A 26,314-nucleotide genomic window follows, 5' to 3' on the forward strand; every position below is an offset into this window, starting at 1 on the left:
TACATCGCACATTCAACTATAACGCTAATGATGAATAGCGACATCTGATATGAAAAGATGAGTATTAACAATGACTCGTAAAATATAAATATAATATGATTAAAAACGCCACTAAAAATATTAGGCATTAAAAATGTATAGGCACATTACACTTCCGTTTTTTAAAGCAGTTCTACATTACATACTCAAACAAAATAACTATTAATAATTTAAGAGCGCTAATTATTGTTATTCTTTGTATTTTCCCCTATATAAATCATAATTACATGTATAATATTACCTAATTTAAGTAAGCTGCAATTGAGGTTGGATGTGAATATGGACATAACACATAAAGAATTATCAAATAGTAATAATAGCGATTTATATCTTTCAATTCTTCTTAAAAATACCCCTGAAGAAAAAACAGCTGTTTTACGGGAATACCGTAAAAGAATGGATAAAGAGAAAGGTTTAGAACACTCTTTGTTACAACAAAATAATGATGTTATAACAGCGGTTCAAAACTTAGTTGATTCTTCAAATGAAAAACAAATTTTAATTTCTCTCGAAATAGAGAATATATTATTGTCTGAACTTGAATCTTGTCAACAAGTAATTGATAAACATAAAGTATTAATAAAGAGTTTAGAAAAACAGCTTATTCAAAAACGTGAAAATGAAAAATCTGTCATTCAATCGATTAGAAAGTTTAAAGAAGACAACCAAAGAGAGATGGCTAGATTAGTCACCTCTCATCAAGAAGAGTTATCAAGATTAACAGCCTCCCATCAAGAAGAACTCAGAAAAATAACTGACAATGAAAAATCTCCGTCATTTGATATTAATTCACTTCCTTTTGAATCAGAAGCCCCTATTGAAAATATTGTTTTTGATAAAGCATTAGCAACAGAGACAACTAGCCAACCTGAAACCGAAAAGCTTTTTTATAAACTAACTACTTGGCCAGATTTTAATGATTTGACAAAAGGGGATAGAATTATTCCATTAGCGACCCGATTAATGGCACAGCAAATGTCTTTAAAACAAATGGAAAACTTTTTAGGTGGCCCAACTGAAAAGCAGAGGTTATTGCGATTTATTGATGAATTGACTTCAATTGGTTTATTAACCAGTACAAATACTAAAGAAGAACCACAAACTATAAATGATAAACCAGAAAAAAATAATCGATTACAGTTATTCAAACGCATTCGTTCATCATTAGGGATTTAGTAATGACACAATTAACAGAAAAAATAATTTTTGCAGGATCAATGGGCTCAGGCAAGACAACTGCAATAAAGTCAATTAGTGAAATAGAGCCAGTATCAACAGAAGTTGATAATAATGATACAGAACAAAGCAATAAAGAATTAACCACTATGGCAATGGACTTTGGCACTTTAACATTAAGTGATGAATCTAAGCTTTTACTTTATGGTACACCAGGTCAAGAACGATTAAGCTTTATGTGGTCAGTTATTTCTGATGGGGCATTAGGCGTTATTATTTTAATCGATAACTCTATATCAACCCCTTTAGCTAACCTAGATATATACCTAAATGGTTTCTCTGATTTAATTACTCAATCAAAAGCAGTCATAGGCATTACTAAAAGAGACCTAAATGATGAAGTTGATGTTTTAGCTTATCATGACTACCTCAAATCAAAGGGTCTATCTATACCTGTATTTACTGTTGATGTACGACAAAAAAACGACGTGCTGATATTATTAGATGGTTTAATTAGTCTTTGTGAATCAAAATATACTCTAGGAGAATGAATATAATGCTTTTAGTTGAAAAATTTTTTGGGGCTAATAAAATTGATGAAATAAATTCAGTTTTACAAAGCTTTGTAGACAACACGCAACATATCAATTCAGCAGTTATTTCGACCACAGATGGCTTTTGTATTGCCTCTTCTAAGTCCAACAATATTTCAAATGAAAAGTTATCGGCGATGAGTGGTTCAATTCATGCCCTTGCGAAATCTATTTCTCATGAAATTTCAGGTGATGACTGTGACATGCTAATACTTGAAAGTAATTTGAAAAAAATAATTTGGTGTACAATACAAACTAAAGCAACTACAGTTGTTATGACGTTTATTTCTGAAGATAATAAACTACTTGGTGAGTTGCTTTTTTCAGCAAAGCAATGTTGCACGCTGATTCAAAACATTCTTAATGATGATAACTAAACTAACGGAAGAGAAAAATGGCAGATATTCAAAAAAGCTTAACTGAACTATTAGAAATTAATGGTTCTATTGCAGCATGTATTGTTGACAGTAACTCAGGCATGGTACTTGGTAAAGCAGGCGATGGTATTGATCTAGATTTAGCGGCTGCTGTAAACACAGAAGTAGTATCAGCTAAAAAACGTGCAATCAAGGAATTAAAGCTTGAAGATAGTATTGACGATATATTAATAACACTTAATAGACAATACCACATCATCACACCTGTAACTTCAAACCCTGACTTGTTTATTTATTTAGTATTAAACAAATCAGTTGCTAACTTAGCATTAGCACGTATTAAAGTTAACAGCGTTGAGTCTAGCTTAACAATATAAAACTCAAGATAATTTAAAATATAGATATCTATATTTTAAATTCTTGCTAAACAGAAAGAGTACCTTATCAATAAGCATACTCTTTTTTTATTTAAGCAAAAAACCTCATATCCATCCTTACATCTATTTTGTCAAAACAACTTCTCTAACCAGCCTGGGGCAGATCACACGCAGCCCATAACTTTTAAAATATGAAACATGATTGCTCAAATCCTCTTATACTGGACAGCCAAATATTTAAAATATGAAACAGACCTAAATATGGTCACTCAAATCACTAGGGATATTAACGGATATACTTTTTAAGTGTCTAAAACAAATAAATAAGGCTCATTTTTAAATAAATCATGAATCTTGCGCATGGAAACCATTAGCGAATGCTAATTATGTTTTGATTGTGTCGGCTTACAGGAAATTAATGGGTTGGTCGTCGCAGTTGGTTTTTACTCGCTATCCAGCATTTACCTGTGTGCTCTGCGAATAATGCTAACTCTTCTAAAGAGCCAACTGCACCTTGGTAATCTTTACCAAATCGACTAGCTAGTGTTATCCAAGTCGCTTCATCTAAGCCAAGTTTACTAAGTAGTTGAGGATGATGATTAGCAATGGCTCCTCGCTTATCTTCTCTTAATATACGCCCACTCCAATCAACGAGCTCTAAATAATCTAATAAAGAAAAAGCAATGCCTTGCACGCTATTATCTGCATCACATTCACAGACATCACCAACAAAACCAAATAAAGGCTTTTTCTTAAAGCGATAGGCTGATGGATTATCTTTTACTTGTGCCACTCCATGTATACGTTCATAAGCCGATGTATACTCAGCGTTTTCTACAGAATCATGCATCTTGGCACGAATAGGGTTCAAATCGACGTAGGCCATGCAAGTGACTAACGCATCTTCATCTAACAACGCTTGAGACTTAAAACGCCCTTCCCAAAACCGACCAGAGCATTTATCTTCTTTATTCGCTTTACGCGCTATAAATTCATTTAAGCAGCGCATAAACCAAGAAATATCAATTAGACGCTCTCGCCAGCCACTGATAACCGCTAACGCAGCTTTAGTTTCCGCGACTGAGCTTATTTGGTCACTCAACCATCGCTCAATCAAAACAGGTTTAGAATATAATTGACACCACCGTTCACATACCTCTTCATTCGTTAACTGATGATTAAGTTGTTCATCAACATGTAGCACTAAGTGATAGTGATTGGACATGATTGCATAGGCACAAATATCGATATTAAAAATAGAAGCCAAATAATGCATACGCTCAATGACCCACTGGCGTCGATGCTCAAAAGACGTTTCTGTATATATATCCTCACCACACAAATAAGCACGACGAACACAACGGGAAATACAATGATAGTAAGGAGTATCAGATAACGATACCTGAGATTGGCGTGACTGCGTCATAATAACTACCTCTTAGCATGTAAAACTACATCACTAAAAGATAGAAGAGTAATTATGCCCCGTCAAAAGTTATGGGTGTCTACTATTTTGTTTCTCTACTATTTTGTTTCTCTACTATTTTGTTTCTCTACTATTTTGTTTTAACTATTTTGTTTTAACTATTTTGTACTTTACTTTAGTTACACCTATATTTATTTACACCGCATATATTACACCTTCAAATACAACGTCAAATACAGCTGTAATTAGCAGTCTTATGCACAACATAAACAACAAGTAAAACTCAAAAAATAAGTAGTCAAAAAATTATGGATGTCACATACTTCCTCTTTCAGGTGATTTAGTTTCTGTAAGCAATGCTTATTGAAAATAACTAACGCCACAATAACATTGATATTTAAGGATATAAAATAATGGGATACAGCGACTTCGCAAATATCTTTTCAGATAAAACAACGTATAAACCAGTGGAAAAATTTGCACAGGAGCATAGCATCAATTTAGCTGAACTTAAGGCAACAACCACTGCAGTATTAAAAGAAAGTGGAAAGTTACCCGCTATTAAACATATCAATGCTTTTTTCGGTTTAAGTCGCCCACTGCCATTGTTTTCAACAAAAAATTACGTAGAACAAATCGAAGCAGAATTATCTATGGGTAATGACTAAATAGAGCAATGCTCATGGATGAGTTATTGATTGTGGAGGATATTATTGATTGTGGACAGCTAATATTTATTGCCGTGAAAAAACGATATATCTAAAATGTAGAGCTGAAAATATCAGACATCAAAGTTCTGGATGTCGCACACTTTCTGCTTTGATCACCTTATATAAACGCTATTTATAGTATAGTTAATCAATTATTAGCCAGATACAGAATAACTTTCATTATCAAATAGCCTTGATGCTTATCATCCACAACCATATCAATATAGGGAAATAAATATGAACGAATCGAATGAATTGATACCTTTACTCCTAGCGTTTATTGCCGGTGGTCTTATTGGCTTTCTTATTTATCATTTAACACTGGGCAGAAGCAAATCTTCTAAACAACAAGAAGAGCTCGATAAAAACAAAATAGAATTGGAAAAATACAAAGCACAAGTCAATGACCACTTTAATAGTAGCGCAGAACTAATGGGACAAGTGGCTAATAGCTATCAAGCTCTTTACAACCACATGGCAGACCAATCACAGTCATTGTTAGGTGAAACCGCAGCTACTCAATTTCCATTATTAAAAGAAACAGAGAACACAGGTGAAGAAATTGAAATCACTGAGACTGAAGTAAAAACAGATGAAGTTGAAATTACCGAAACTGAAGTGAAAACAGATGAAGTTGAAGCCACCGAAACTGAAGTGAAAACAGATGAAGTTGAAGCCACCGAAACAGAAGTTAAAACAGGTGAAGTTGAAGCCACCGAAACTGAAGTGAAACCAGAAGAAATTGAAATCACTGAAACTGAAGTAAAATCTGAAGTAGTTGAAGCAACTGCCTCTGAAATTAAAAAAGAAGAAACAAAGTAAAATTAATTAGAAACCTGTCAAAATGCAGTCATAATAATCATTACGACTGCACTCCTCCCATAAATGAATGATACTGGACAGCCAAGACTTTTATGCCGACTTACAGGAAATTAAAGGATTTGTGGTCGCAGTTGGTTTTTACTCGCTATCCAGAAGTTACCTGTGTGCTCTTCGAATGACGCTAACTCTTCTAAAGAGCCAACTGCAACTTGGTAATCTTTACCAAATCGGCTGTCTAATGTTATCCAAGTCGCTTCATCTAAGCCAAGTTTACTAAGTAGTTGAGGATGATGATTAACAATGGCTCACTGGCGTCGATGCTCAAAAGACGTTTCTGTATATATATAATCACCACACAAATAAGCACGACGAACACAACGGGAAATACAATGGTCGTAAGGAGTATCAGATAAAGATACCTGAGATTGGCGTGACTGCGTCATTACAACTACCTCTTAGCATGTAAAACTACACCACTAAAAGGTAAAAGGTAAAAGGTAAAAGGTAAAAGGTAAAAGGTAAAAGGTAAAAGAGTAATTATGACCCGTCAAAATTTATGGGTGTCCAGTATTTTTATGGTCAAAATTTATGGGTGTCCAGTATTTTTCAAGTATTTTTCAAGATCTAATAGCCTCGTAGGTAGATCATAATGTTGCATTTTCACTAACTTTTCAAAACTACTTGCCATGGAGCTGAATTCGGCAGGGCAGCGCATAATGATCTCTCGAATGATCTTGTGTTCGTTAGAAAACCAAGATTGCTTTCTATAAATAGAAGGCAACAATGAAAACTGTTTATTAGCGTGTCCTCGAAAGAAAAAGAAGCTATCTTTATCTTCAAGCTCAGGTATAACCCCTAATAAAGTTCTCAAACTACCTAGTTGTGTCTCTTTAATATCCAATTTAACTCCCAAGTAGATTTAGAATTTAACGCCGCATTAAGCGGACTAAAATAGTGGGTTAAAATGTGTAGCGAAGCGAAACATAACCCACTGTTTTAGTTTCGTTTAAATGCCTTGTTAAATGCATTTGTAGTACATTGGAACGCCTTGACCGATTTTGAATGCTTCTCTAGAAAAATCACTATTTTCTATTTTAAACCCATGACTTTCAAAATATGGTATTTGACCATTTGTAGCTGTTGTTAATGTTATTTTCGATACTTTATTTAACAGGCAATACTCGACCATTTTTTCTAAGTGAGAAGAGAATAGTCCAAGACCTCTAAACTCATGATGAGGATATTTTTTATCAGTAGCTGAAACTGGTTTGTAGGGATTACTAAATGCAACGTCAGCAATAAATAATTCATTTGGCCACAGACGAAATAAAAGAAGCTGGCAACATTCATTATTTTCTAAACTTTCATCGCGAACATAAGCATATGAAAAGGATATTTCTTGGATTATTTTACGCTTAATTATTTTTTCAACTTTCCTATAAACTAGTGGATTCCTACTACGGAAGTCTTTATGTAACTTCTGAGGATCGACTTTAGTACCAGAAGCTTGGAATCTCATCCAAGCTTGTCCTCCAATTTCATAAAACATGTCGGGTTCTTTTTTAACTAACATATCTATAGACTCAGCCCCATATTGTTCAAAATATACTTCTTTATCGAACTTACTTTGAAAGCCTTCAGTTCTGAGTAAATCATGTAGCTTCATTTTAACTCCTGATGCATTTAACGAGGCTGTAGAATTTCTCTATTTCAGGAAAAAACAGCCATGTATTAAATTTAATAATCAATTAAAACAATGTGTTAAAAACTGAAAATATACTCTAGTTTGTAAAAAATGAGTTATTCTACAGCCTCAACGCCTCGTTAAGAGGCAAAAAAATGTTGGCTATAATGAGCGACGCAGGAGAAAAGCCAACTGTTATTTGCCCTGCTTGAACGACTGTTTAGAAGTCCTTTAGCTTCGCTGCCAATAATCGTAAAGCCAGTACAAAGGAGATATTATGGCTGATATGGTAAATTTAATAGCCAAATCAAACTGAGTAAACTTAATGTACGCGACCTTTGAGTTAACAACAATTTGATCGCAGTACATTAATTCAATTTCATAATTTTCTGAATTTACAGCCTTACCTAGGTAAAGCTTATCTAGGTACTTACTGCCAGAATATTTACATGCGTGCCCAAAATAAAGTAAATTATCATTATCTTCGCGTTCGCCGATTTTAACCCAAGGAGTTTTAAGTTTGGGCATAAATGAAACTAAAGATAAAAATAGCGATAAAGATAAAAGGAATACGACAAAGTAACTGTATAAGTATATATAAATGCTCGACTCAGTCTTACTTAAAACAATCCGAACTACACCAAAAATTGATGCTGAACAGAATGCTATATTGGCTGCATTTTTTGCCTCAGCAAATTTTACCCAGTCGTTCACTTTTGACAGTGTATCTCTTATCGTATCAAGCATTTAATAAAATAACCCTTTAAATCCATTTGTTGTATCTTTGCAGTTTTCGTCATACCACTCCTGCATCAGAGTGTTAAGAACATTTCCATGATAGCAATCATGATCATAGTTTTTAGATAGTAGACCCTTATTATGCTCATTCAAATTTGAGTAAATTACGTCAGAAACAAAGATAACCTCATTCTCCCAGCCTTTGTTAGCATTACCGCATAAATTGGAAGCTCCGTTTACAACATCCCCCATCCATACTACTTCATTGAGAGCACTGCCACTAAACCCTGATTTAATCATTAAAGCTCGTCCATAATCCATACCTATACCGATGTCTATTTCAGTGATGCTTTTCTTTTTAAATTTATAGTTAAGAATTTTAATTAATGAATTTATCGTATACGCATCATTGAAAACACTATCTATTTGATGTTGCTTAGGCGTGTTGTAAATCCCGCTAACACAATCACCATCAATTCTTATTTCAGAACAGTTAGTGTTTGCATTCATAATGGCAACAACCTCCGAAATATACGAACGGTATATTTTGGCTAGTGTTGGTCGCTTATGTTTATTTGGTAGTTCTGAAGATGATCTAATATCCACAAAAAGTGCCGTACAATTTACATAAAATCCATTTTTATAAGTTAATTTATCTAAAGCAGGAATTTCGTCTACTTCGGGGAAGGAGCTATCTGATTCAGATAAGATTGCATCAATTCGACTTGCACTATCTATGTGACTGTAGGCTTTATATTTAGTTTGCATGTGCATCCATACTTTGTTTGGGCTTCTAAAATATTATTAGATAACAAAATGTCACCTTTCCCGCGGAAATATGGCAAATATCTAATGATAAATAATATATATACATTACTGCAATTATCATTTTAATCAACAGTTTGAAATAAAACGTGAAATATAAGTCATATAGAAAAGTGAAAAGCATAGCAAATAGGTTTCAAATAGACTGAACTAGTAAAAATCAACATCTATGCATTCCCTCGGACAGCGCGGGAACGAGTAAACCATCCTCAGAGCACAAACAAAAAAGGGAGATAACATTACCATTACTAGTAACATTATCTCCCTTCTATAGAAAGAAAGTTATTTTAAAAAGGATTAACCCTCTTTAGATTCTTCTTTTTCAGTTTTCACAACCGCAATGTTTAACTCAGCCAGTGCCGCTGGGTTTGCAAAACCTGGAGCATTGGTTAATGGGCAAGCTGCAGATGCTGTTTTCGGGAAGGCAATCACTTCACGAATAGAAGTTGTTTTAGTCATTAACATTACTAGACGGTCTAAACCAAATGCTAAACCTGCATGTGGTGGTGTACCGTATTGTAGTGCTTCTAATAAGAAACCAAACTTGTCTTGTGCTTCTTCATCAGAGATGTTCAAGATGCGGAAAATCGCTGCTTGCATATCTTGTTTGTGGATACGTACAGAACCACCGCCTAATTCACAACCGTTTAGTACCATGTCGTAAGCGTTAGAGATAGCGCCTACTGGGCTTGCTTCTAATTCTTCAGCCGTTAGGTTGATTGGTGCAGTAAATGGGTGATGTAATGGTGTTAATGAGCCATCTTCAAGTGGTTCAAACATTGGGAAGTCGATAACCCAAAGTGGTTTCCACTCATCTTTAATTAAGCCTAGGTCTTCTGCAACTTTCAGACGTAATGCACCAATTGCTTCTGCCACTACGTTGGCTTTGTCTGCGCCGAATAGGATGATGTCGCCATCTTTTGCGTCAGTGCGTTTTAGAATTTCAGCAACAATCTCTTCGTTTAGGAATTTAGCGATTGGTGATTGAACACCTTCAAGACCTTTAGCCACTTCGTTCACTTTCATCCATGCTAACCCTTTAGCACCGTAGATGTTAACGAACTTACCGTATTCATCGATGTTTTTACGAGAAAGTGACGCGCCACCTGGTACACAGATTACGGCAACACGGCTGTCAGCGTCATTTGCTGGGCCAGAGAAAACGTTGAATTCTACTTCTTTTAATAGGTCAGCTACGTCAACTAGTTCGAAGTCGATACGTAAGTCTGGCTTATCACTACCAAAGCGACGCATTGCTTCTGCGTAAGTCATTTTAGGGAATAAACCTAAATCAACATCTAGCATCTCTTGGAAAAGCTTAACGACCATCTCTTCCGTTTTATCCATCACTTGATCAGCACTCATAAATGACGTTTCGATATCTATTTGCGTGAATTCTGGTTGACGATCGGCACGTAAATCTTCATCACGGAAACATTTAACGATTTGGTAGTATTTATCTAACCCAGACATCATTAATAGTTGTTTAAATAACTGTGGTGATTGAGGTAATGCGAAGAACTGACCTTTATGGGTACGGCTTGGTACTAAGTAGTCACGCGCACCTTCTGGTGTTGCTTTGGTTAAGATAGGTGTTTCAACGTCTAGGAAGCCGTTGTCATCTAAGAAACGACGTACAAAGCTACTTACTTTAGAACGGAAGACCATACGCTCAGCCATTTCCGGACGACGTAGATCTAAGTAACGGTAGCGTAAACGTTGCTCTTCAGAGTTCGTTTGGTTGCTGTCTAACGGAGATGGTTTCGCACGGTTTAAGATTTCTAGCTCAAGACCACGAATTTCAATACCACCAGTGGTCATATTTTTGTTTACTTGACCTTCAGGACGCGCACGTACTTCGCCTTTCATTTTAATACAAAATTCATTACGAACAGTGGCAGCAATAGCCGTTGCTTCAGGCGTATCATTATCAAAGAAAACTTGCACAATGCCTTCACGATCACGTACGTCTAAAAAGGTTACACCACCTAGATCGCGTTGTTTGTTTATCCAACCTACTAATTCAACTTCTTGACCAATGTTAGCCTCGGTCACTTCACCACAATACATAGTGCGCATTATCGATTCCTGTTTTTAAATACATTACAAAATAATTCAACACATTATAAAAGAAAATGCCCTTGAGGCATATGGCTAAATAAAAAAATGACCCTGCCACACAATTTAAGTAAAATGCGCGGCAATACAATACTAACAACCAGTTTAAACCTTAAATAAATTAGGTAGCCCTATGAGCCAAACCGATAATATTTTTAGTCAACCTTTACAAAAAGTGGATAGCTTTAGCTTTGATCAGCAAGTGGTGCAAGTTTTCCCTGATATGATCAAACGCTCGGTACCGGGTTATGAAAAAATTATTAATAGTATTGCGATGATCACTCAACGCTGTGCGCAAGATAACTCTAACTTATACGACTTAGGTTGTTCATTAGGTGCTGCGACGTTATCTATGCGTCGAGGATTAGCAGATAAACAAGGCTGCCAGATAATTTCCGTGGATAATTCATCGGCGATGGTGGAAACCTGCCAACAATATATTCATGCTTATAAATCAGATGTGCCGGTGATGGTATTGCAAGATGATATTTGTAATATCAAGATTGAGAATGCATCGGTTGTAGTATTAAACTTTACCCTGCAATTTTTAACACCAGAAAAGCGTTTATCATTATTAACCAATATTTATAACGGCTTATTACCGGGTGGTGTTTTAATTTTGTCTGAAAAATTTATTTTTGAGGATCCAACAAGCCACCAGCTTTTAATCGATTTGCACTTAGACTTTAAACGAAGCCAAGGTTACAGCGAATTAGAGATCAGCCAAAAACGTTCTTCATTAGATAATGTATTGATTTCCGATACCGTTGAACAACATTATCAACGTCTTGAAGAAGCAGGTTTTAAACATAATGACCTTTGGTACCAATGCTTTAACTTTGGTTCCATTATCAGTATTAAAGATTAATCATCACTCGTTATAACAAGACAGCAAGGCAACACATGATCGACTTCAGTAACTTCTACAGCATCATTGCTAAAAACCGTTTAAGCCATTGGTTACGCGACTTACCCGCACAATTACATGACTGGGAAAATACGCATGTTCACGGTACGTTAGCGAGTTGGATACGCGTATTAAATAAGTTTCCTACTATTAAAACGGAGCACATCGAGTTACAAGACGAAGTGCGTATTGGTAATGGCAGTGAATTATCAACGGGTGAAACTAAAAAGTTAGAAAATCTGCTACAAAAATTCCACCCATGGCGTAAAGGCCCATTCCATATTCACGGTGTGCATATTGATACAGAGTGGCGCAGTGACTGGAAATGGGATCGTGTTTTACCGCATATCAGCCCGCTTAAATACCGTTATGTGTTAGATGTAGGCTGTGGCAGTGGTTACCATATGTGGCGTATGCGTGGCGAAGGTGCAGAATTTGTTGTAGGCATTGATCCAAGTGAATTATTTTTATGTCAGTTTGAAGCAGTAAGACACTTTGCTAATAAAGATCAAAACGTCCATCTGTTACCTTTAGGCATTCAAGAGTTACCTAAACTTGAAGCTTTCGATACGGTATTTTCGATGGGTGTTTTATATCACCGTAAATCGCCAATGGACCATATTACGCAACTGCAAGATCAGTTAGTGGAAGGTGGTGAACTGGTATTAGAAACATTAGTCATTGCAGGCGATAAAGACGATGTATTGGTGCCTGCAGACCGTTATGCAAAAATGCGTAATATTTGGTTCCTACCAAGTGCAGAGGCGCTTAAGTTATGGGTTGAAAAATGTGGCTTTGAAGATGTACGTATTGTAGATATTAATGACACGTTAACCGGCGAGCAACGCAGTACCGCTTGGATGAAAAATGAATCCCTTGAAGATTACTTAGATCCTAATGATCCAACAAAAACGGTTGAAGGTCACCCTGCCCCTAAACGCGCCCTATTAATTGCTAAAAAAGCAGTAAAGCCACTTAATTAAATGCCTCATTAGATAAAAGAAACAAAGTGTTTATTACTATTCTCTGAAAAATAATAGGCACTTCACTACTCTCTCTATGCTTATCGGCTGTATGATTATATTGTATTCATTGATGATATAGCCTATTTTAATACTTGATTTTATAAGGTTGGGAGAAGCATAACAGATGAATAGACAGGAATTTCTAAACCGTTTTATTTTGCAGCAAGCAAATTTAACCGCTCCTTCTACTCATCTCGCACAACTTCAACCTCAACAACAGCCACTTAAAAAAGCCGCGGTATTAATGCCTTTAATACAAAGAAGTAATGGTTTGCAGATGATATTAACGCAACGCGCTTTACACTTAAGGCATCACCCCGGACAAGTCAGTTTTCCCGGAGGTCGCTTTGAAACAATTGATTTGTCATTAGCAACTACCGCATTACGAGAAACTGAAGAAGAGATAGGTATTGCACAAGACAATATCCAGCTAGTTGGCCGATTACCGGGGATCACTACTACCAGTGGTTACCATGTTACGCCTTTTATTGGCTTTGTTGCGCATCATGAGCAAGTGGTCATTGATAAAAGTGAAGTAAAAAGTTGCTTTGAAGTGCCTTTCAATTATCTGTTAAACAATGATAATTTTGTTAAGCAACATTTAGTGGCCAATCGTAAACGTCACTTTACCTATTGCTGCGCTTATCAAGACCATTTAATTTGGGGAGCAACCGCACAAATGATTATTAATCTACAACAACATTTACAGGGTTGAAGCGACGACAAATAGCCCCATCTATAATCAATAGCATAAAAAACTAACTAAAGTGGTAATATAAGCAGATAAAAATTAACTAGGTTGTCAGGTTTAGCTGATCTTAGCCTGCTTTCAAGTAGTATAACCAACAGATAAAAAACAAAGGAAAATATATCGCAGTATTGGTTTCATCTCATCTTCACAACAACAAGATATTCTATCTTGGTATAGCAACATAATTTGTAAAAGGAAATATATATGGTTGAACACATCACAGGCATGCTGGCATTAATCGGTGTGCTATCGCTTTTGTGTCAATGGATAGGCTGGAAACTTCATCTACCTGCAATCTTACCACTGTTATTATGTGGGCTTTTAATGGGCCCAGTGATGGGTGTATTAAACCCCGATGAATTATTCGGAGACCTGTTATTCCCAATTATATCGCTTGGTGTAGCCGTCATTTTATTTGAAGGTGCATTAACCCTTAATTTTAAAGAGATTAAAGAACACGGCCGAATGGTCAGTCACTTGGTGTTAATTGGTGCTTTTATCACTTGGGCTTGTATTGCCCCCGCCGCTCACTATTTATTAGGCTTTGAATGGTCAATCGCAATGTTATTTGGCGCACTTGTTGTGGTAACAGGCCCAACGGTAATTGTGCCGATGCTGCGTACTGTCCAACCTAAATCTAGCTTGGCTAAAATTTTACGCTGGGAAGGGATTGTAATTGACCCTATAGGCGCATTATTAGCGGTATTAGTTTTTGAATATATCGCGGTTAATGCCGACCCAACGTCTCATGTTTTACAATCTTTAGGGATCACTTTATCGCTTGGCTTTGGTGCTGGTGCTGTCACTGGTTACTTAACTGGTATCGCGATTCGTAAAAATTTATTCCCACATTACTTACGTAACACCGCTGTATTAACCATTATGCTGGGTATTTTTGTTGCATCTAATATCATCCAAGAAGAGTCTGGGTTATTAACCGTTACCGTCATGGGCATTTGGTTAGCAAATATGCGCGGTGTTGATATTGCAGATATTTTAGAGTTCAAAGAAACATTAACCGTACTACTTATTTCAGCGCTGTTTATCCTATTAGCTGCACGCCTTGATTCAAGTGCAATGCTTGATCTTGGATTTGGTGGTATAGGGGTATTATTGGTAGCGATGTTCATTGCCCGGCCACTGAGTGTTTGGATCTCAGGCTTAGGCACGAACCTTTCTACCAAAGAAAAATGGTTCTTAAGTTGGGTTGCGCCACGCGGTATTGTTGCTGCTGCTATCTCATCTTTATTTGCTATTAAGTTAGAAAAAGTAGGTTTAGACGGAGCTGATTCAATCGTACCTTTAGTGTTTTTAATCATCATTGGGACCGTGGTCATTCAAAGTTTAACCGCTGGGCCTTGGGCGAAGTTTTTAGGTGTGAAAGAAGGCTCTAATGAAGGCTTATTAATGTTTGGTGCGTCTACCTTCTCACGTGAGCTCGCTAAACTATTAATTGCCAAAAATATCAAAGTGATTCTAACGGATAATAACTGGGACAGTATTCGTAAAGCACGTATGCAGAATATCCCCGTTTACTTTGGCAACCCAGCCTCAGAGCACGCCAGTAACTTTATGGATTTAAGTGGTATTGGACGAGTACTAGTCATGTCTCCTTATCGACAATTAAACCCATTAGTGACTTTCCATTTCCAAGACTTGTTTGGTACAGAGAAAGTATTTGGTTTGAATAACCCTGATATCAGTAGCGCACGTCACCAGTTATCGGAAAGTTATTTAAAACGTTTAAGCTTATTTGGTGAAGGTGTTTCTTACGCCAAGCTGGCAAGTTTAATGGCGAAAGGTGCAATCATTAAAGTCACTAATATTACCGAAAACTTTGCTTTTGAACGATTCAAGAAACGTTACGGCGAAACGGCAATGCCACTTTTGTATATCACCAAAGAAGGTGAGCTGCATGTGGTATCAGGATTAACAAATGTTAACTTCCCCATTGGTATTGAATTAATCAGTTTACTACCACAGGAAGCACAAGATCGAGCAGTTGAGCAAAGAGCATTAGATGAAGAAGCTGAACGTCAAGCAAAAGCCTTAGCCAAAGCAGAGGCAAAAGCTGCAGCTATCATTGCAGCCGAAGCAAGAGCGGAGCGAGAAGCTGAAGAAGCAAAACAACGAGCAGCTGAAAAGGCACGCCGTAAAGCCTTAGAGGAAGAAGAAGAGCAAGCGCGTTTATTAGCCGCAGAAGAGGCGGCTAAATTAGATGATGAAACGACTGAGATAGTGGAAGAAAGCATCAAAGATGAAACACTTGCTAATAAAAACTAATCACTAAAAACGTTTAAACACCTATTAAGCGATGTCGCTAATATTGATTCATATTATTGGCATCGCTTTTTTCTATCTGCGCACATTTTTAAGGGACGAGACGTTTCAATAATGGAATTTTTACCAATAACATAGTGCTGAATAAAGATAAAACTAACGCGATAATCGTTAACATCGGAATAGCAATCCAATTAGTCATAAAGAGATCATAATATCCATTGCTTAGGTTTCTAATGGGAATTAGCCATAATGGATGAATTAGGTAAATCCCTAAGCTATAAGTGGAAATCAAGGTCACTAGCGCACGACACTTACCTTGGATCCGTTCTGCATAAGTTTGAGCAAGAACAAATAACATGCCCGCAATCACTGCAGTATTCAACGTTTTATAACCCATAAATAACGAACGATATTTCCCCTCTTCCAAGGCTAAATACCAAGTCCCAATAAAGTTTAATAACAACATAGCAACACCAGCAATCACCCATAACTTTAACTGAGGGCGATTATCTCGATTGAATAAATACCAACCAGAGACTAAATATCCCGTATATAACACAAGATTTTGCTGTAACACGTCCCCTACTTTTAACCAATGCATAGTCAATAATACTAACCAACAGGCCAGTGCTAATTTAATATGATCGGGTGTAGCTTGTTTTAATAGAGGCAATAAAAATGGGATTACAAAATATAAAGGAATAAAGTCATAGAAAAACCACAGGTGATACCAAACAGGTTCAGTGGGTGAATTTATTAATATATCTAATGCTTTATCACTTTGCCAATCACCAGAATAAATACCATCGAGCATAAAGCCCCCCACCAGCGCATAGATAATGGTCCAAGCGATAAAAGGAATAACGACCTTACTCACTCGCTTAGTTAAATAATAACGCCACTCAAAGACTTTATTACTTGAGAGCAGCAGCGCTCCGCTGATCATCATAAACACAGGCACTGCCCACCTTGTGACACTATTTGTGCCAGCGGCAGCTAACCACTCTAGATCCGGGATCTCACCATATAAATAACGAAAAGGCCCTAATACATGAATACTTACCACAGCAATAGCCGCAATAAAACGTAACAAGTCGATATAAAAAATAGAAGGACGCGCTGCCTGCATAGATTTACCTAATTAAATAAACATAAAAAGTAGAGTTCACAATCATTATTAAGTTCATAACAAATATTATAAAAATAACACTGGATGAATAGTAAAAAATCAATGAATTAGAACAGTTTTAAAAAATGAAACATTGCAGAAAGGTGAAAAAACGTGATAATAAGCGCACTTTTTCCCCTTGTCACTCAGTCGCTGTTATTACGCTTATATTGTTAAATAAAGTAAATATCTAAGACTAATTACTAGACGTTTAAATAGTCTAAAAGGATTTACTTTTGATCAACCAACATTATCGAACTTATCTATTTTGTAGTTTATTAGCATTAATGACTCCAAATTTATTAGCCGCAGAAGATGACAAGCAAGATGAAAATATTCATACGTCTAGCCAAGTACCACTAGCAGAAAAAAACCAATTACAACAATCCCTAAAGTACACAGGTACTGACCAAGAAATTATTGAGCCTTTACCAGAACTAACGCCTGTTGAACCGACAAAAGAAGAAACTGCCTACCAAACGTCGTTTACCAACTCATCTTGGGAACAATTTGATGTGCCAGAAAGCTTCTACGATAATCCTTATACTGTATCACTCTTTTCACCAACACACGGTGAAGATAGAGCTCGCTTAGTCTCACAAACTAACTCTATTTTTTACTATGGATTAGGTGTTATTTCAGCACTGGCAGTGATGCCAGAATCTGTTACTAACTGGAATAGCGACGATGATGATAGTTTTGCTCAAAAATGGATAGATAACGTTACCGATGGCCCCGTTTGGGATCGTGATGACGTGATATTAAATTATGTCATGCACCCTTTCTTTGGTGGTGCTTACTATCAAACGGCTCGTAAATCTGGCTATCGTCAATGGGATGCATTTTTATACTCAGCATTAATGTCCACTGTATTTTGGGAATATGGCGTTGAAGCCTTTGCTGAAACACCGTCTATGCAAGATATTGTGATCACACCTGTATTAGGCTGGGTTTATGGTGAATGGGCGTTTAATAAAGAACGTGAAATTTGGGCTGGCGGTGGCACTGTGATGGGCAGTGAATACTTAGGCAACACCGCGCTATTTTTACTGGATCCAATTGATTCTATTGGACGTAATTTTAACCGTTTTTTTGGTGCTGACTTAATCAAAGCAGGTACAGGTTATATTCGCTTAACGGAACAAGATGAATCTGGCAATATTCCTAATGACAAACAGATCATGTTCCAAGTTAACTATGCTATCGGCAATAATACTAGCCCAGCACAATCGCAGATCAGTGGTAGACGCAAAGTTAATGATGGATACTCATTTGGTCACTCAAAAGATCCTGTTAACACTGGCATTATTGGATTCAGTTTAGGGGCTGGTTACCTTAATTTTGATAACAAGCGTCAGCTGATCAATCAACAATATGCGCAGTTCTCCTTAGGTTTATACTTCTCTCGTGCTTTTTCAGCTCGTTTGAACTACAACTCAACGCAATTATTCGAAGGGGTTGTTGCGCCAGATTACACTTATGAATCATTTAGTGTTGATGGACAATATTACTTCAACAGTCAAGCTAACCTGCGTCCTTACCTAACAGCAGGTATCGGTGAAGAAATTTGGGATAAAGATGATGACCAATATAACTTACAAATTAATGCTGGTGTTGGATTACATTACCGCTTAAATGAAAAATGGGCATTACAAGCTGACCTCATCAACTACTTTACCTCTGATGCAGGCAGCCATGACCAACTAATGACAGGTAAGATTATTTACCGTTTTGGTGAAGGTGAGCAGTAAGCTAAAAAGTACAAGGTTCAAGGTTCAAGGTACAAGGTTCAAGGTAAAAGGTTTACTCAGTGCTCAAAGCACTGAGTAAACAATATCCAATGAAGCCCTTAAAGTGAGCCTTACTTCATTACATCGATTAATGCATTCGCAAGATAACTCACTTGCTCTTGTTTTAAACCAGCAATATTAATACGTCCGTTCAACATCCCGTAAATAGCATGCTTTTCACGTAATGCAATCATCTGCTCAGCAGTTAATGGCAACATGGAAAACATCCCTTTTTGTCTTGTGACCGCTTGCAACGACTCATCCGCATCCATCTCAGATAATAACTGACCTAATGCAATACGGAGATCATTGATACGATTCCTGCACACTGCTAACTCGTCTAACCAAGCCTCAGGATCGTTAAACAATAATGAGGCTACTGCAGAACCATGATTAGGAGGCATAGAGTAATTAGCTCGGGTAATGCGCTCTAATAACGTACGCAATGATTGATGTTGTGCTTTATCACTGGTTAATACCATTGCAGCACCAGTACGCTCACAATATAACCCCATATTTTTTGAGCAGCTTGTTGCTACCAACATTAAGTCCACTTGCTCAGCAAATAAACGTAACCCAGCAGCATCTTCCTCTGGTCCCACACCAAATCCTTGATAAGCGATATCAATTAATGGAACGACTTTTTTGGCAATACAAAAATCAATAAATTGTTGCCATTGTTCAATTAAAGGATCCACACCAGAAGGGTTATGACAGCTACCATGTAATATTAAGATGTCACCTTCTTTAGCATCAGCCAAATCTTCAAAACAGGTTTCAATATCTAAGATGCCACCATTATGCTGCCAGCGAAAAGGCGAAACAGTTAAGCCAGCCCCCTCCATAATTGGACGATGATTAAGGTAACCAGGCTCAGTATTCCAAACCACAGCATCTGGTGATAATGTTGCGATTAAGTCTGCAAGTACTCTTAATGCGCCTGAGCCACCAACAGTTTGAATAGTGCACTGTTCGTCAAGTCGAGGGCTATTACCTAATACAAATTTAGCGATATGGTCGTTAAACTCAAGGTTACCCGATAACATTTTATAACTTTTAGACGCCGCCTCTTTAGCTAGTTTTAATTCCGCTTTTTGTACTTGTTGCATTACAGGAGTTTGACCTCTTTCATCACGATAAACACCAACCAACATATCGATTTTTTGAGTACGCGTATCTGCATTAAACTGATGTAATAATGCCCAAAGAGGATCACCTTGAACAACAGGTAAATTTTCTAACATATCTTCGATTTCCTTAGATAAATATAACTTAACAACGATGAGATAAAATAACGCCAACAATGGTTAGCCCAATACCACAACCAATAAACAACGATAGAGGTTCACCCAATATTGGTACGGCTAATAAAGCAGTAATAGCAGGTGAAAGAGAGCCTAATACTGATGCTTGGTTAGCGCCTAATTGATTAACCGCATAGGAAAAACAGATAGTCGCAACGACGCCAATACCAACACCTTGAATAACAATAAAGGGTAACGCTTGCTGTAGTGAGAAGTGACCTAACTCACTGTCTACCATACCAGAGCTGATTAGGACTAACATAATAAAACCTGAGCAATAAGACAAAATAATTACCACAGCCACCGGTTTTAAATTTACTCGTTTTAAGGTGATAGCAAAAATGGCCCAGCAACTACTGGCCATAAATAAAAAACCAAATCCAGTTAAGGTTTGTAATGACAATACCTTTTGTCCACTGAGTATCATGACTAATACCCCAAGTAATATAAGAGACAACGGGAACATACGCTTTTTCGAAATCACTTGAGCAAGAAAAACGGCACTAATAATAGATACAAACAAAGCAGGTGTTCCAGCAAGTATGGTACCAACATAGGCAGTAGGTACACTTATAGCACCTAATGCTGCAAGGAAAACAAAGGGAATCCCGCCTAATAAAATAAGTGCAAAATCTGTAAACTTAATTAGTTTAATGGTTTTTAGATGCTTTGCAGCCCAAGGAGCGAGTAATAAAGCGGGAACCATAAAGCGTAATAAAGCAACATCGGCAATGGTTAAAGTTGATGCCTCTATAGTACGAATCGATAGCGCAAAGCTAGACCAAATGAGTAACACCAGTGTCATCGCGGCATAGCCTAATACCGTAGGAGATAAAAATGAAACTTGAGATTTATCGCCATAGGCTCGTTGTGTATTAAGCATATTTGATGGTTCCAGTTTAAATTCAATAAACATATTATTCATCAAAAACAACGCTCTTATCACTCAAATAACGTTTAATTCAAAAACTATTTAGTTTAAAAAGTTAATAATATATAGTTATGCGCATTAAAACACCAAACGAGATAATCATGGATAAAATAGATCGTAATATATTGACCCTATTGCAAAAAGAAGGTCGTATCTCAATAGCAGATCTTGCTGATAAAGTGAGCTTATCGCCCTCCCCTTGCGCAAGACGTTTAAAGCGCTTAGAAGAGGAAGGTTACATACAAGATTATCAAGCAAACTTAAATAAGGCTCAGGTGGGTATCAATATGACTTTCTTTGTGGAGGTTAGTTTAAATCGCCATCAAGAAAAGGCGATAGAGGAATTTGAAACAGCGTTATTAGCAATGAAAGAAGTCGTTAATGCACACATTGTTTCTGGTGCATATGATTACCTGATTGAGGTGGCCACTCCAAATCTTACAGGATATGAAGGCTTTACCACTAAGCTACATAAAATACCTAGCGTCAAAGATATCCATACGCATTTATCGGTCAGACAGTTAAATACACAGCGTATTTTACCTATCTATAAATAGCGTATGAATAGAGTAAACTTTACTGGAATAAGGTTTTACTGGTAATCATTTAAGATCTTAGTTAACTCTTGCTTGCGCTGCTCATCGCAAAAACTGGCTGTAATACTATTCTCTACTAACTTGATCGCTTGCGTTTGATTCATATCCAAAGCCTGAGCAAGCGCTTCGAAGTTTTCTGTCATGTAACCACCAAAGTAAGATGGATCATCAGAGTTAACCGTGACACAAATATCTAATGCTAATAGATCTAAAATATTATGTTGTTGCATATGCTCAAATACTTTTAACTTAGTATTAGATAATGGACACACAGTGAGTGGCATTTGAGTTTGTTGCAAGTAGGTAATTAACTCAGGGTCTTGAATCGCAGCCACACCATGATCTACACGAGACACTTTTAAGTCATTAATAGCAGTCCAAATATACTCTGCAGGCCCCTCTTCACCAGCATGTGCAACAGTTAACAGCCCAAGCTCACGCGCTTTAGCAAAAACGCGACTGAATTTTTCAGGTGGGTGGCCTAACTCAGAACTATCTAACCCAACGCCTTTGATTTTTTCTAAGAAAGGCATCGCTTGATCTAATGTATCAAAAGCACTTTGTTCATCTAAATGACGCAGAAAACACATGATTAACTCACTGCTTATACCTAACTTTTCCTGACCATCGGATAGCGCTCGGTTAATACCATTAATCACAGTAGCAAAAGAAACACCGCGATCAGTATGAGTTTGTGGATCAAAGAATGGCTCAACATGTAATACATTTTGTTCTTTGCACTTGACTAAATAAGCCCAAGTTAAATCATAAAAATCTTGCTCGGTAATTAATACTTGCGCCGCTTGATAATAAATATCTAAGAAATCTTGCAACTGCGTAAATTGAAATGCTTTTGTCACCTCTTGCACATTTGCATAGGGTAAAGCGACGTTATTACGGACAGCTAAATCAAATAACATTTGCGGCTCTAAGCTACCTTCTAAATGTAAATGCAGCTCAACCTTAGGTAATTGATTGAGCCAAGGAGATAAAACCAATGTATTTTCTGTTTGGGGAATTGAATTCGACATAATATTCTCTTTTTAATGACATAAGCTAAGATAACCAATTTTCAGTCGATAATAAAATAAACTCGGCTTTTTCTATTAAAAAACAGGTAAAAAGAGTGGATGGCAATTAAAGCTTGTGTTGTATAACTTAACCATTATGATCAGCCATTCAAAACCTTCCTGGCTGACTCTACTGTTGTCATAAAAAGCGAAAAGATTTAAGGACTTAACATGTTTAAATTTTTTGAAAATTTAGTGCCTGCATTAAATGATCAAGAACCAACTCAACCACCGAATACCTTGTTTGCATTTTGTTTACATTACACAAAAGGCTATAAAACCGCATTGTGTTTTATGACACTACTCATTGCGTCATTAGCAGTGTTAGAAGTCTCCTTATTTGGTTTCATGGGACAGCTAGTGGATTGGTTAGTCACTAAAAATCCAGAAACACTATTACAAGATGAAGGCCCTACACTATTATTAATGTCATTAACCGTATTAATAGTGATACCAATATTAATACTGTTACATTCATTAGTGATCCACCAAGTATTGCTAGGCAATTACCCAATGTCGATACGCTGGTTTGCGCATCGTTACCTATTAAAACAAAGTGTTTCTTTTTATCAGGATGATTTTGCTGGGCGTATTGCAACCAAAGTGATGCAAACTGCCTTGGCGGTACGTGAAACAGTGATGAAACTATTAAACGTAATGGTTTATATCGTTGTTTACCTTATTTCTATGATTGTGATGGTAGCTCAAGCAGACTATCGACTAGCTATCCCGATGCTAGTTTGGTTAGTGGTTTATGTCTGTATCCAGTACTACTTTGTGCCAAAATTAAAAGAAGTTGCTACGGAGCAAGCCGACGCTCGTTCAACCATGACTGGCCGTATTGTCGATAGTTACACCAATATCTCCACGGTGAAACTGTTTGCACACACTGAATCAGAATCAGCTTATGCTAAGCAAGGGATGAAAGGGTTTTTAAATACAGTTTATCGGCAAATGCGCTTGGCCACTGGTGTGAATATGTGTGTGCAGATTTCGAACTATTTATTAGCTTTTTCGATCACTGCTATTTCAATCTACCTGTGGATGCAAAGTGCTATTTCAGTAGGCTCAATTGCCATTGCGATTAGCCTTTCTTTGCGTTTAAACGGTATGTCGCAATGGATCATGTATGAGCTAAGCGCCTTATTTGAAAATATAGGTACTGTAACCGATGGTATGAACACCCTCGCTAAACCAAATATCATCCAAGATAAAGAAGGGGCCAAACCATTAGAGGTCACAAAGGGGAATTTATACTTCAAACAGATGAGCTTCCATTACGGTGAAAATAAAGGTGTGATTGAAGGTTTTGATTTGAATATTAAAGCCGGAGAAAAGATTGGTTTAGTAGGCCGTTCAGGCGCAGGTAAATCAACTCTCGTTAACCTATTATTACGTTTTTATGATGTAGAAAAAGGTCAAATCATCATTGATGGGCAAGATATCAAAGAAGTACAACAAGAGAGTTTACGTTTACAGATCGGTATGGTGACGCAGGATACATCACTATTACATCGCTCTATCCGTGAAAATATTCTATACGGTCGTCCCGATGCAACAGAAGAAGAGATGTTAAATGCAACTAAACAAGCACAGGCACATGAGTTCATTTCAACCTTAACCGATAATGAAGGCAACGTCGGTTACGATGCACAAGTCGGTGAACGCGGTGTGAAACTTTCCGGTGGACAAAGACAACGTATTGCCATCTCACGCGTGTTATTAAAAGACGCACCAATCTTGATATTAGATGAAGCAACATCCGCATTAGATTCTGAAGTTGAAGCGGCCATTCAAGAGAGTTTAAATGAATTAATGCAAGGAAAAACAGTGATTGCGATTGCACACCGCTTATCAACAATTGCAGCTATGGATCGTTTAATTGTATTAGATAAAGGTAACATTATTGAGCAAGGTAGCCATCAACAATTACTCGCTCAAAATGGTGTTTATGCGCAACTCTGGGCACATCAAACGGGTGGTTTTTTAGGCTGTGATTAAGTTCTAACCTGATTTAAACAGCCGCTCGCAGAGACAAAAAAGCCATCACAATTGATGGCTTTTTAATGCGTAAAGAGTCACGCTAACTATTTCCAACCCTGCTTCCAAAGGTCTATATTCTTTAAGTCTCGCCAGTCTATTTCAGTTTGGCGATGGGAAATAATGGCTTCTATTACACACAAAGTAACAATTCCTTCTTCATCAAAGGTCACTTTGGTGATTAAAAAATGCTTCTCTTTATTAATAGACTTAATGGCAGTCCACTTACTATTTAATAGTTTTTTCGGGTTAATCTGATTGATAACCATCACTCCTATACAAGAAATTAACGGTTTACAGCAATCTCTCTTAATGCGGATTTTTCTGCTTCAGATAAGAAAGCGATCTCTAAACCATTAATTTGTGCTTGTGTTATTTGCTCAATTGATAGCCCCGCTTGCGGTGCTGCCACTTCATATTCAAAAGGCAATTCAATCCCTTCAACTGCAGGATCATCGGTATTTAAACATGCTAATACACCATGGTTTAAGAATGTTTTAATAGGATGTTTACTGATATCGGCAATGGTACTCGTTTGAATGTTAGAGGTAATACATGATTCAATACCAATTTTATTCTCCGCTAAGTAATCCATTAGTTTGATGTCTTCAATCGCCTTTACACCATGACCAATACGTTCAGCACCCAGTGTTTGGATCGCTTGCCAGATACTTTCTGCGCCTGCAGCTTCACCAGCATGAACGGTGACACGAAGCCCTGCATCACGTACTTGTTTAAAATGTTTAACAAATACATCGCCTGGTTGACCTAATTCATCACCAGCTAAGTCAACAGCGACGAGTTTATCTTTTTGACTTAATAATCCGTCTAACTCAATTTGACAAGCTTCAGCACCAAAAGTACGGCTCATAATACCAATTAAGTTAGTTTTAACATTAAAGTCACGGCTACCTGCAGCAACACCAGCAACAACCGCTTCTACAACACCTTGTACAGGCAAGTTGTGTTTCATCGCCATATAATAAGGTGAAAAACGCAGTTCTGTATAATCGATTAGTGCATTTTTAGCATCTTGAACGTTCTCATAAGCAACACGGTAACACGCATCTAGGTCGCCTAATACAGCAACACCCCAATCTAACTTTGATAAAAAAGAAACGAGATCAGGTTGTGTTTCAACTACCTGAACAAATGGACGTAATGTCTCAATATCAGTTGCAGGTAATGGTAAATTAAATTTTTGGCCTAGTTCTAATATGGTTTCAATACGAATATTGCCATCTAAGTGGCGGTGAATATCAGTGAGAGGGATATTTTTATTGATCATTATTTATTCCTTTTATGAAACAGTTTTAGAACCCAAACCACCTTAAAATGCAATTTCCGAGGTTACAAGATAAGGTAGCTTAAGCCATTACAGTATAGGTAATGCGGTTATTTTTTGTCACAAGCAAAGTAACGAATAAACAGGTTTTAAATATAAAATTAAGAGAGTTAACATAATATGTTGTTAACACTAGTATCATTAGTTAATTTACTCCCCATTAACCAAGTCACTTTTATGTTATTTATTGTTGTTTATTACAAATTTAAAGTGGCGCTA

General features: G+C 36.9%; 25 protein-coding genes and 1 pseudogene. 13 read left to right on the forward strand and 13 right to left on the reverse strand.

All coding sequences use genetic code 11. The features are described from left to right. Nucleotides 1-318 precede the first annotated feature (318 nt). Genes AC0L3W_RS08525 through AC0L3W_RS08540 form a run of 4 tightly spaced genes read left to right on the forward strand, consistent with a single transcriptional unit; the run spans nucleotide 319 to nucleotide 2,562 of the window. Nucleotides 319-1,215 carry a hypothetical protein gene (locus AC0L3W_RS08525; protein ID WP_409439179.1) on the forward strand — a complete coding sequence of 299 codons (897 nt, stop codon included), beginning with the start codon at nucleotides 319-321 and terminating at the stop codon, nucleotides 1,213-1,215. A gap of 2 nt (nucleotides 1,216-1,217) precedes the next feature. Further along, a complete protein-coding gene (locus tag AC0L3W_RS08530) occupies nucleotides 1,218-1,766 on the forward strand; it encodes a GTP-binding protein (RefSeq protein WP_409439178.1) in 549 nt (182 codons plus the stop codon). Nucleotides 1,767-1,771: 5 nt separating this feature from the next. Beyond that, nucleotides 1,772-2,185: a roadblock/LC7 domain-containing protein gene (locus AC0L3W_RS08535; protein WP_290039856.1), complete on the forward strand. Its 414-nt coding sequence runs from the start codon at nucleotides 1,772-1,774 to the stop codon at nucleotides 2,183-2,185. 17 nt (nucleotides 2,186-2,202) lie between these two features. Then, a complete protein-coding gene (locus tag AC0L3W_RS08540; RefSeq protein WP_290039857.1) occupies nucleotides 2,203-2,562 on the forward strand; it encodes a roadblock/LC7 domain-containing protein in 360 nt (119 codons plus the stop codon). A 415-nt stretch (nucleotides 2,563-2,977) separates the two neighbouring features. Here AC0L3W_RS08540 and AC0L3W_RS08545 read toward each other — a convergent pair whose 3' ends face one another. Beyond that, nucleotides 2,978-3,988: a transposase gene (locus tag AC0L3W_RS08545; RefSeq protein ID WP_409439177.1), complete on the reverse strand. Its 1,011-nt coding sequence runs from the start codon at nucleotides 3,986-3,988 to the stop codon at nucleotides 2,978-2,980. 413 nt (nucleotides 3,989-4,401) lie between these two features. On the opposite strand from AC0L3W_RS08545, the gene AC0L3W_RS08550 reads away from it, so the two are divergent. Both AC0L3W_RS08550 and AC0L3W_RS08555 read left to right on the forward strand, forming a co-directional pair. After that, nucleotides 4,402-4,656 carry a hypothetical protein gene (locus AC0L3W_RS08550; protein WP_290039859.1) on the forward strand — a complete coding sequence of 85 codons (255 nt, stop codon included), beginning with the start codon at nucleotides 4,402-4,404 and terminating at the stop codon, nucleotides 4,654-4,656. A gap of 279 nt (nucleotides 4,657-4,935) precedes the next feature. After that, nucleotides 4,936-5,520 (forward strand): Z-ring associated ZapG family protein, encoded by a 585-nt coding sequence (locus AC0L3W_RS08555; protein WP_409439176.1) that lies wholly within the window; start codon nucleotides 4,936-4,938, stop codon nucleotides 5,518-5,520. 311 nt (nucleotides 5,521-5,831) lie between these two features. On the opposite strand, the pseudogene AC0L3W_RS08560 reads toward AC0L3W_RS08555, so the two are convergent. The 6 genes and pseudogenes from AC0L3W_RS08560 to aspS all read right to left on the reverse strand — a co-directional run. Beyond that, nucleotides 5,832-5,963: pseudogene (locus AC0L3W_RS08560) on the reverse strand (transposase); the annotation flags it as partial. A 143-nt stretch (nucleotides 5,964-6,106) separates the two neighbouring features. Further along, a complete protein-coding gene (locus AC0L3W_RS08565) occupies nucleotides 6,107-6,421 on the reverse strand; it encodes an FRG domain-containing protein (RefSeq protein WP_409439175.1) in 315 nt (104 codons plus the stop codon). 117 nt (nucleotides 6,422-6,538) lie between these two features. Then, the gene (locus AC0L3W_RS08570) at nucleotides 6,539-7,186 is read right to left on the reverse strand and encodes a hypothetical protein (protein ID WP_409439174.1); all 648 of its coding nucleotides are present in this window, start codon (nucleotides 7,184-7,186) and stop codon (nucleotides 6,539-6,541) included. A gap of 249 nt (nucleotides 7,187-7,435) precedes the next feature. Further along, nucleotides 7,436-7,951 carry a Pycsar system effector family protein gene (locus AC0L3W_RS08575; RefSeq protein WP_409439173.1) on the reverse strand — a complete coding sequence of 172 codons (516 nt, stop codon included), beginning with the start codon at nucleotides 7,949-7,951 and terminating at the stop codon, nucleotides 7,436-7,438. Further along, entirely contained in the window at nucleotides 7,952-8,710 is a 759-nt protein-coding gene (locus tag AC0L3W_RS08580) for an adenylate/guanylate cyclase domain-containing protein (protein ID WP_409439172.1), read from the reverse strand. A 354-nt stretch (nucleotides 8,711-9,064) separates the two neighbouring features. Continuing rightward, on the reverse strand, nucleotides 9,065-10,846 hold the full coding sequence (gene aspS / locus AC0L3W_RS08585) for an aspartate--tRNA ligase (protein ID WP_409439171.1): 1,782 nt from the start codon (nucleotides 10,844-10,846) through the stop codon (nucleotides 9,065-9,067). 172 nt (nucleotides 10,847-11,018) lie between these two features. Here aspS and cmoA point away from each other — a divergent pair, with 172 nt between their 5' ends. From cmoA to AC0L3W_RS08605, 4 genes are all read left to right on the forward strand, one after another. Continuing rightward, nucleotides 11,019-11,753, forward strand: a complete 735-nt coding sequence (gene cmoA, locus AC0L3W_RS08590) for a carboxy-S-adenosyl-L-methionine synthase CmoA (protein WP_409439170.1) — start codon at nucleotides 11,019-11,021, stop codon at nucleotides 11,751-11,753. Between the two features lie 35 nt (nucleotides 11,754-11,788). Continuing rightward, complete coding sequence (gene cmoB / locus AC0L3W_RS08595; RefSeq protein WP_409439169.1) at nucleotides 11,789-12,775, forward strand: tRNA 5-methoxyuridine(34)/uridine 5-oxyacetic acid(34) synthase CmoB; 987 nt, start codon at nucleotides 11,789-11,791, stop codon at nucleotides 12,773-12,775. A 166-nt stretch (nucleotides 12,776-12,941) separates the two neighbouring features. After that, the gene (locus AC0L3W_RS08600; protein WP_409439168.1) at nucleotides 12,942-13,532 is read left to right on the forward strand and encodes a CoA pyrophosphatase; all 591 of its coding nucleotides are present in this window, start codon (nucleotides 12,942-12,944) and stop codon (nucleotides 13,530-13,532) included. Nucleotides 13,533-13,772: 240 nt separating this feature from the next. Then, nucleotides 13,773-15,851 (forward strand): cation:proton antiporter, encoded by a 2,079-nt coding sequence (locus AC0L3W_RS08605; protein WP_290041608.1) that lies wholly within the window; start codon nucleotides 13,773-13,775, stop codon nucleotides 15,849-15,851. An 88-nt stretch (nucleotides 15,852-15,939) separates the two neighbouring features. Here AC0L3W_RS08605 and AC0L3W_RS08610 read toward each other — a convergent pair whose 3' ends face one another. Beyond that, complete coding sequence (locus AC0L3W_RS08610; RefSeq protein ID WP_409439167.1) at nucleotides 15,940-16,980, reverse strand: acyltransferase; 1,041 nt, start codon at nucleotides 16,978-16,980, stop codon at nucleotides 15,940-15,942. Nucleotides 16,981-17,255: 275 nt separating this feature from the next. Between AC0L3W_RS08610 and AC0L3W_RS08615 the strand changes: the two genes are divergently transcribed. Next, the gene (locus AC0L3W_RS08615; RefSeq protein ID WP_409439166.1) at nucleotides 17,256-18,770 is read left to right on the forward strand and encodes a DUF3943 domain-containing protein; all 1,515 of its coding nucleotides are present in this window, start codon (nucleotides 17,256-17,258) and stop codon (nucleotides 18,768-18,770) included. A gap of 110 nt (nucleotides 18,771-18,880) precedes the next feature. On the opposite strand, the gene AC0L3W_RS08620 is transcribed toward AC0L3W_RS08615, so the two are convergent. After that, nucleotides 18,881-20,053 (reverse strand): amino acid aminotransferase, encoded by a 1,173-nt coding sequence (locus tag AC0L3W_RS08620; RefSeq protein WP_409439165.1) that lies wholly within the window; start codon nucleotides 20,051-20,053, stop codon nucleotides 18,881-18,883. Nucleotides 20,054-20,081: 28 nt separating this feature from the next. Continuing rightward, entirely contained in the window at nucleotides 20,082-20,996 is a 915-nt protein-coding gene (locus AC0L3W_RS08625) for a DMT family transporter (protein ID WP_417698265.1), read from the reverse strand. A gap of 149 nt (nucleotides 20,997-21,145) precedes the next feature. Between AC0L3W_RS08625 and AC0L3W_RS08630 the strand changes: the two genes are divergently transcribed. After that, nucleotides 21,146-21,601: an Lrp/AsnC family transcriptional regulator gene (locus AC0L3W_RS08630; protein WP_409439163.1), complete on the forward strand. Its 456-nt coding sequence runs from the start codon at nucleotides 21,146-21,148 to the stop codon at nucleotides 21,599-21,601. Nucleotides 21,602-21,636: 35 nt separating this feature from the next. Here AC0L3W_RS08630 and AC0L3W_RS08635 read toward each other — a convergent pair whose 3' ends face one another. Beyond that, complete coding sequence (locus AC0L3W_RS08635) at nucleotides 21,637-22,671, reverse strand: adenosine deaminase (protein ID WP_290041601.1); 1,035 nt, start codon at nucleotides 22,669-22,671, stop codon at nucleotides 21,637-21,639. Between the two features lie 210 nt (nucleotides 22,672-22,881). Here AC0L3W_RS08635 and AC0L3W_RS08640 point away from each other — a divergent pair, with 210 nt between their 5' ends. Beyond that, entirely contained in the window at nucleotides 22,882-24,711 is a 1,830-nt protein-coding gene (locus AC0L3W_RS08640; protein WP_290041600.1) for an ABC transporter ATP-binding protein, read from the forward strand. 86 nt (nucleotides 24,712-24,797) lie between these two features. On the opposite strand, the gene AC0L3W_RS08645 is transcribed toward AC0L3W_RS08640, so the two are convergent. Next, nucleotides 24,798-25,013 carry a TIGR02450 family Trp-rich protein gene (locus AC0L3W_RS08645; protein WP_409440410.1) on the reverse strand — a complete coding sequence of 72 codons (216 nt, stop codon included), beginning with the start codon at nucleotides 25,011-25,013 and terminating at the stop codon, nucleotides 24,798-24,800. A gap of 23 nt (nucleotides 25,014-25,036) precedes the next feature. After that, nucleotides 25,037-26,038: an adenosine deaminase gene (gene add / locus AC0L3W_RS08650; RefSeq protein WP_290041599.1), complete on the reverse strand. Its 1,002-nt coding sequence runs from the start codon at nucleotides 26,036-26,038 to the stop codon at nucleotides 25,037-25,039. Nucleotides 26,039-26,314: the final 276 nt, after the last annotated feature.

This window comes from Psychromonas sp. KJ10-5 (assembly GCF_055808325.1).

Coding starts and splice junctions, on each gene's coding strand:
- AC0L3W_RS08580 (WP_409439172.1), bottom strand. CDS start 8,710: ATGCAAACTAAATATAAAGCCTACAGTCACATAGATAGTGCAAGTCGA.
- AC0L3W_RS08630 (WP_409439163.1), top strand. CDS start 21,146: ATGGATAAAATAGATCGTAATATATTGACCCTATTGCAAAAAGAAGGT.
- AC0L3W_RS08555 (WP_409439176.1), top strand. CDS start 4,936: ATGAACGAATCGAATGAATTGATACCTTTACTCCTAGCGTTTATTGCC.
- AC0L3W_RS08605 (WP_290041608.1), top strand. CDS start 13,773: ATGGTTGAACACATCACAGGCATGCTGGCATTAATCGGTGTGCTATCG.
- AC0L3W_RS08610 (WP_409439167.1), bottom strand. CDS start 16,980: ATGCAGGCAGCGCGTCCTTCTATTTTTTATATCGACTTGTTACGTTTT.
- AC0L3W_RS08525 (WP_409439179.1), top strand. CDS start 319: ATGGACATAACACATAAAGAATTATCAAATAGTAATAATAGCGATTTA.
- AC0L3W_RS08540 (WP_290039857.1), top strand. CDS start 2,203: ATGGCAGATATTCAAAAAAGCTTAACTGAACTATTAGAAATTAATGGT.
- AC0L3W_RS08625 (WP_417698265.1), bottom strand. CDS start 20,996: ATGCTTAATACACAACGAGCCTATGGCGATAAATCTCAAGTTTCATTT.
- aspS (WP_409439171.1), bottom strand. CDS start 10,846: ATGCGCACTATGTATTGTGGTGAAGTGACCGAGGCTAACATTGGTCAA.
- AC0L3W_RS08575 (WP_409439173.1), bottom strand. CDS start 7,951: ATGCTTGATACGATAAGAGATACACTGTCAAAAGTGAACGACTGGGTA.
- AC0L3W_RS08620 (WP_409439165.1), bottom strand. CDS start 20,053: ATGTTAGAAAATTTACCTGTTGTTCAAGGTGATCCTCTTTGGGCATTA.
- AC0L3W_RS08530 (WP_409439178.1), top strand. CDS start 1,218: ATGACACAATTAACAGAAAAAATAATTTTTGCAGGATCAATGGGCTCA.
- add (WP_290041599.1), bottom strand. CDS start 26,038: ATGATCAATAAAAATATCCCTCTCACTGATATTCACCGCCACTTAGAT.
- cmoB (WP_409439169.1), top strand. CDS start 11,789: ATGATCGACTTCAGTAACTTCTACAGCATCATTGCTAAAAACCGTTTA.
- cmoA (WP_409439170.1), top strand. CDS start 11,019: ATGAGCCAAACCGATAATATTTTTAGTCAACCTTTACAAAAAGTGGAT.
- AC0L3W_RS08635 (WP_290041601.1), bottom strand. CDS start 22,671: ATGTCGAATTCAATTCCCCAAACAGAAAATACATTGGTTTTATCTCCT.
- AC0L3W_RS08640 (WP_290041600.1), top strand. CDS start 22,882: ATGTTTAAATTTTTTGAAAATTTAGTGCCTGCATTAAATGATCAAGAA.
- AC0L3W_RS08545 (WP_409439177.1), bottom strand. CDS start 3,988: ATGACGCAGTCACGCCAATCTCAGGTATCGTTATCTGATACTCCTTAC.
- AC0L3W_RS08570 (WP_409439174.1), bottom strand. CDS start 7,186: ATGAAGCTACATGATTTACTCAGAACTGAAGGCTTTCAAAGTAAGTTC.
- AC0L3W_RS08535 (WP_290039856.1), top strand. CDS start 1,772: ATGCTTTTAGTTGAAAAATTTTTTGGGGCTAATAAAATTGATGAAATA.
- AC0L3W_RS08550 (WP_290039859.1), top strand. CDS start 4,402: ATGGGATACAGCGACTTCGCAAATATCTTTTCAGATAAAACAACGTAT.
- AC0L3W_RS08600 (WP_409439168.1), top strand. CDS start 12,942: ATGAATAGACAGGAATTTCTAAACCGTTTTATTTTGCAGCAAGCAAAT.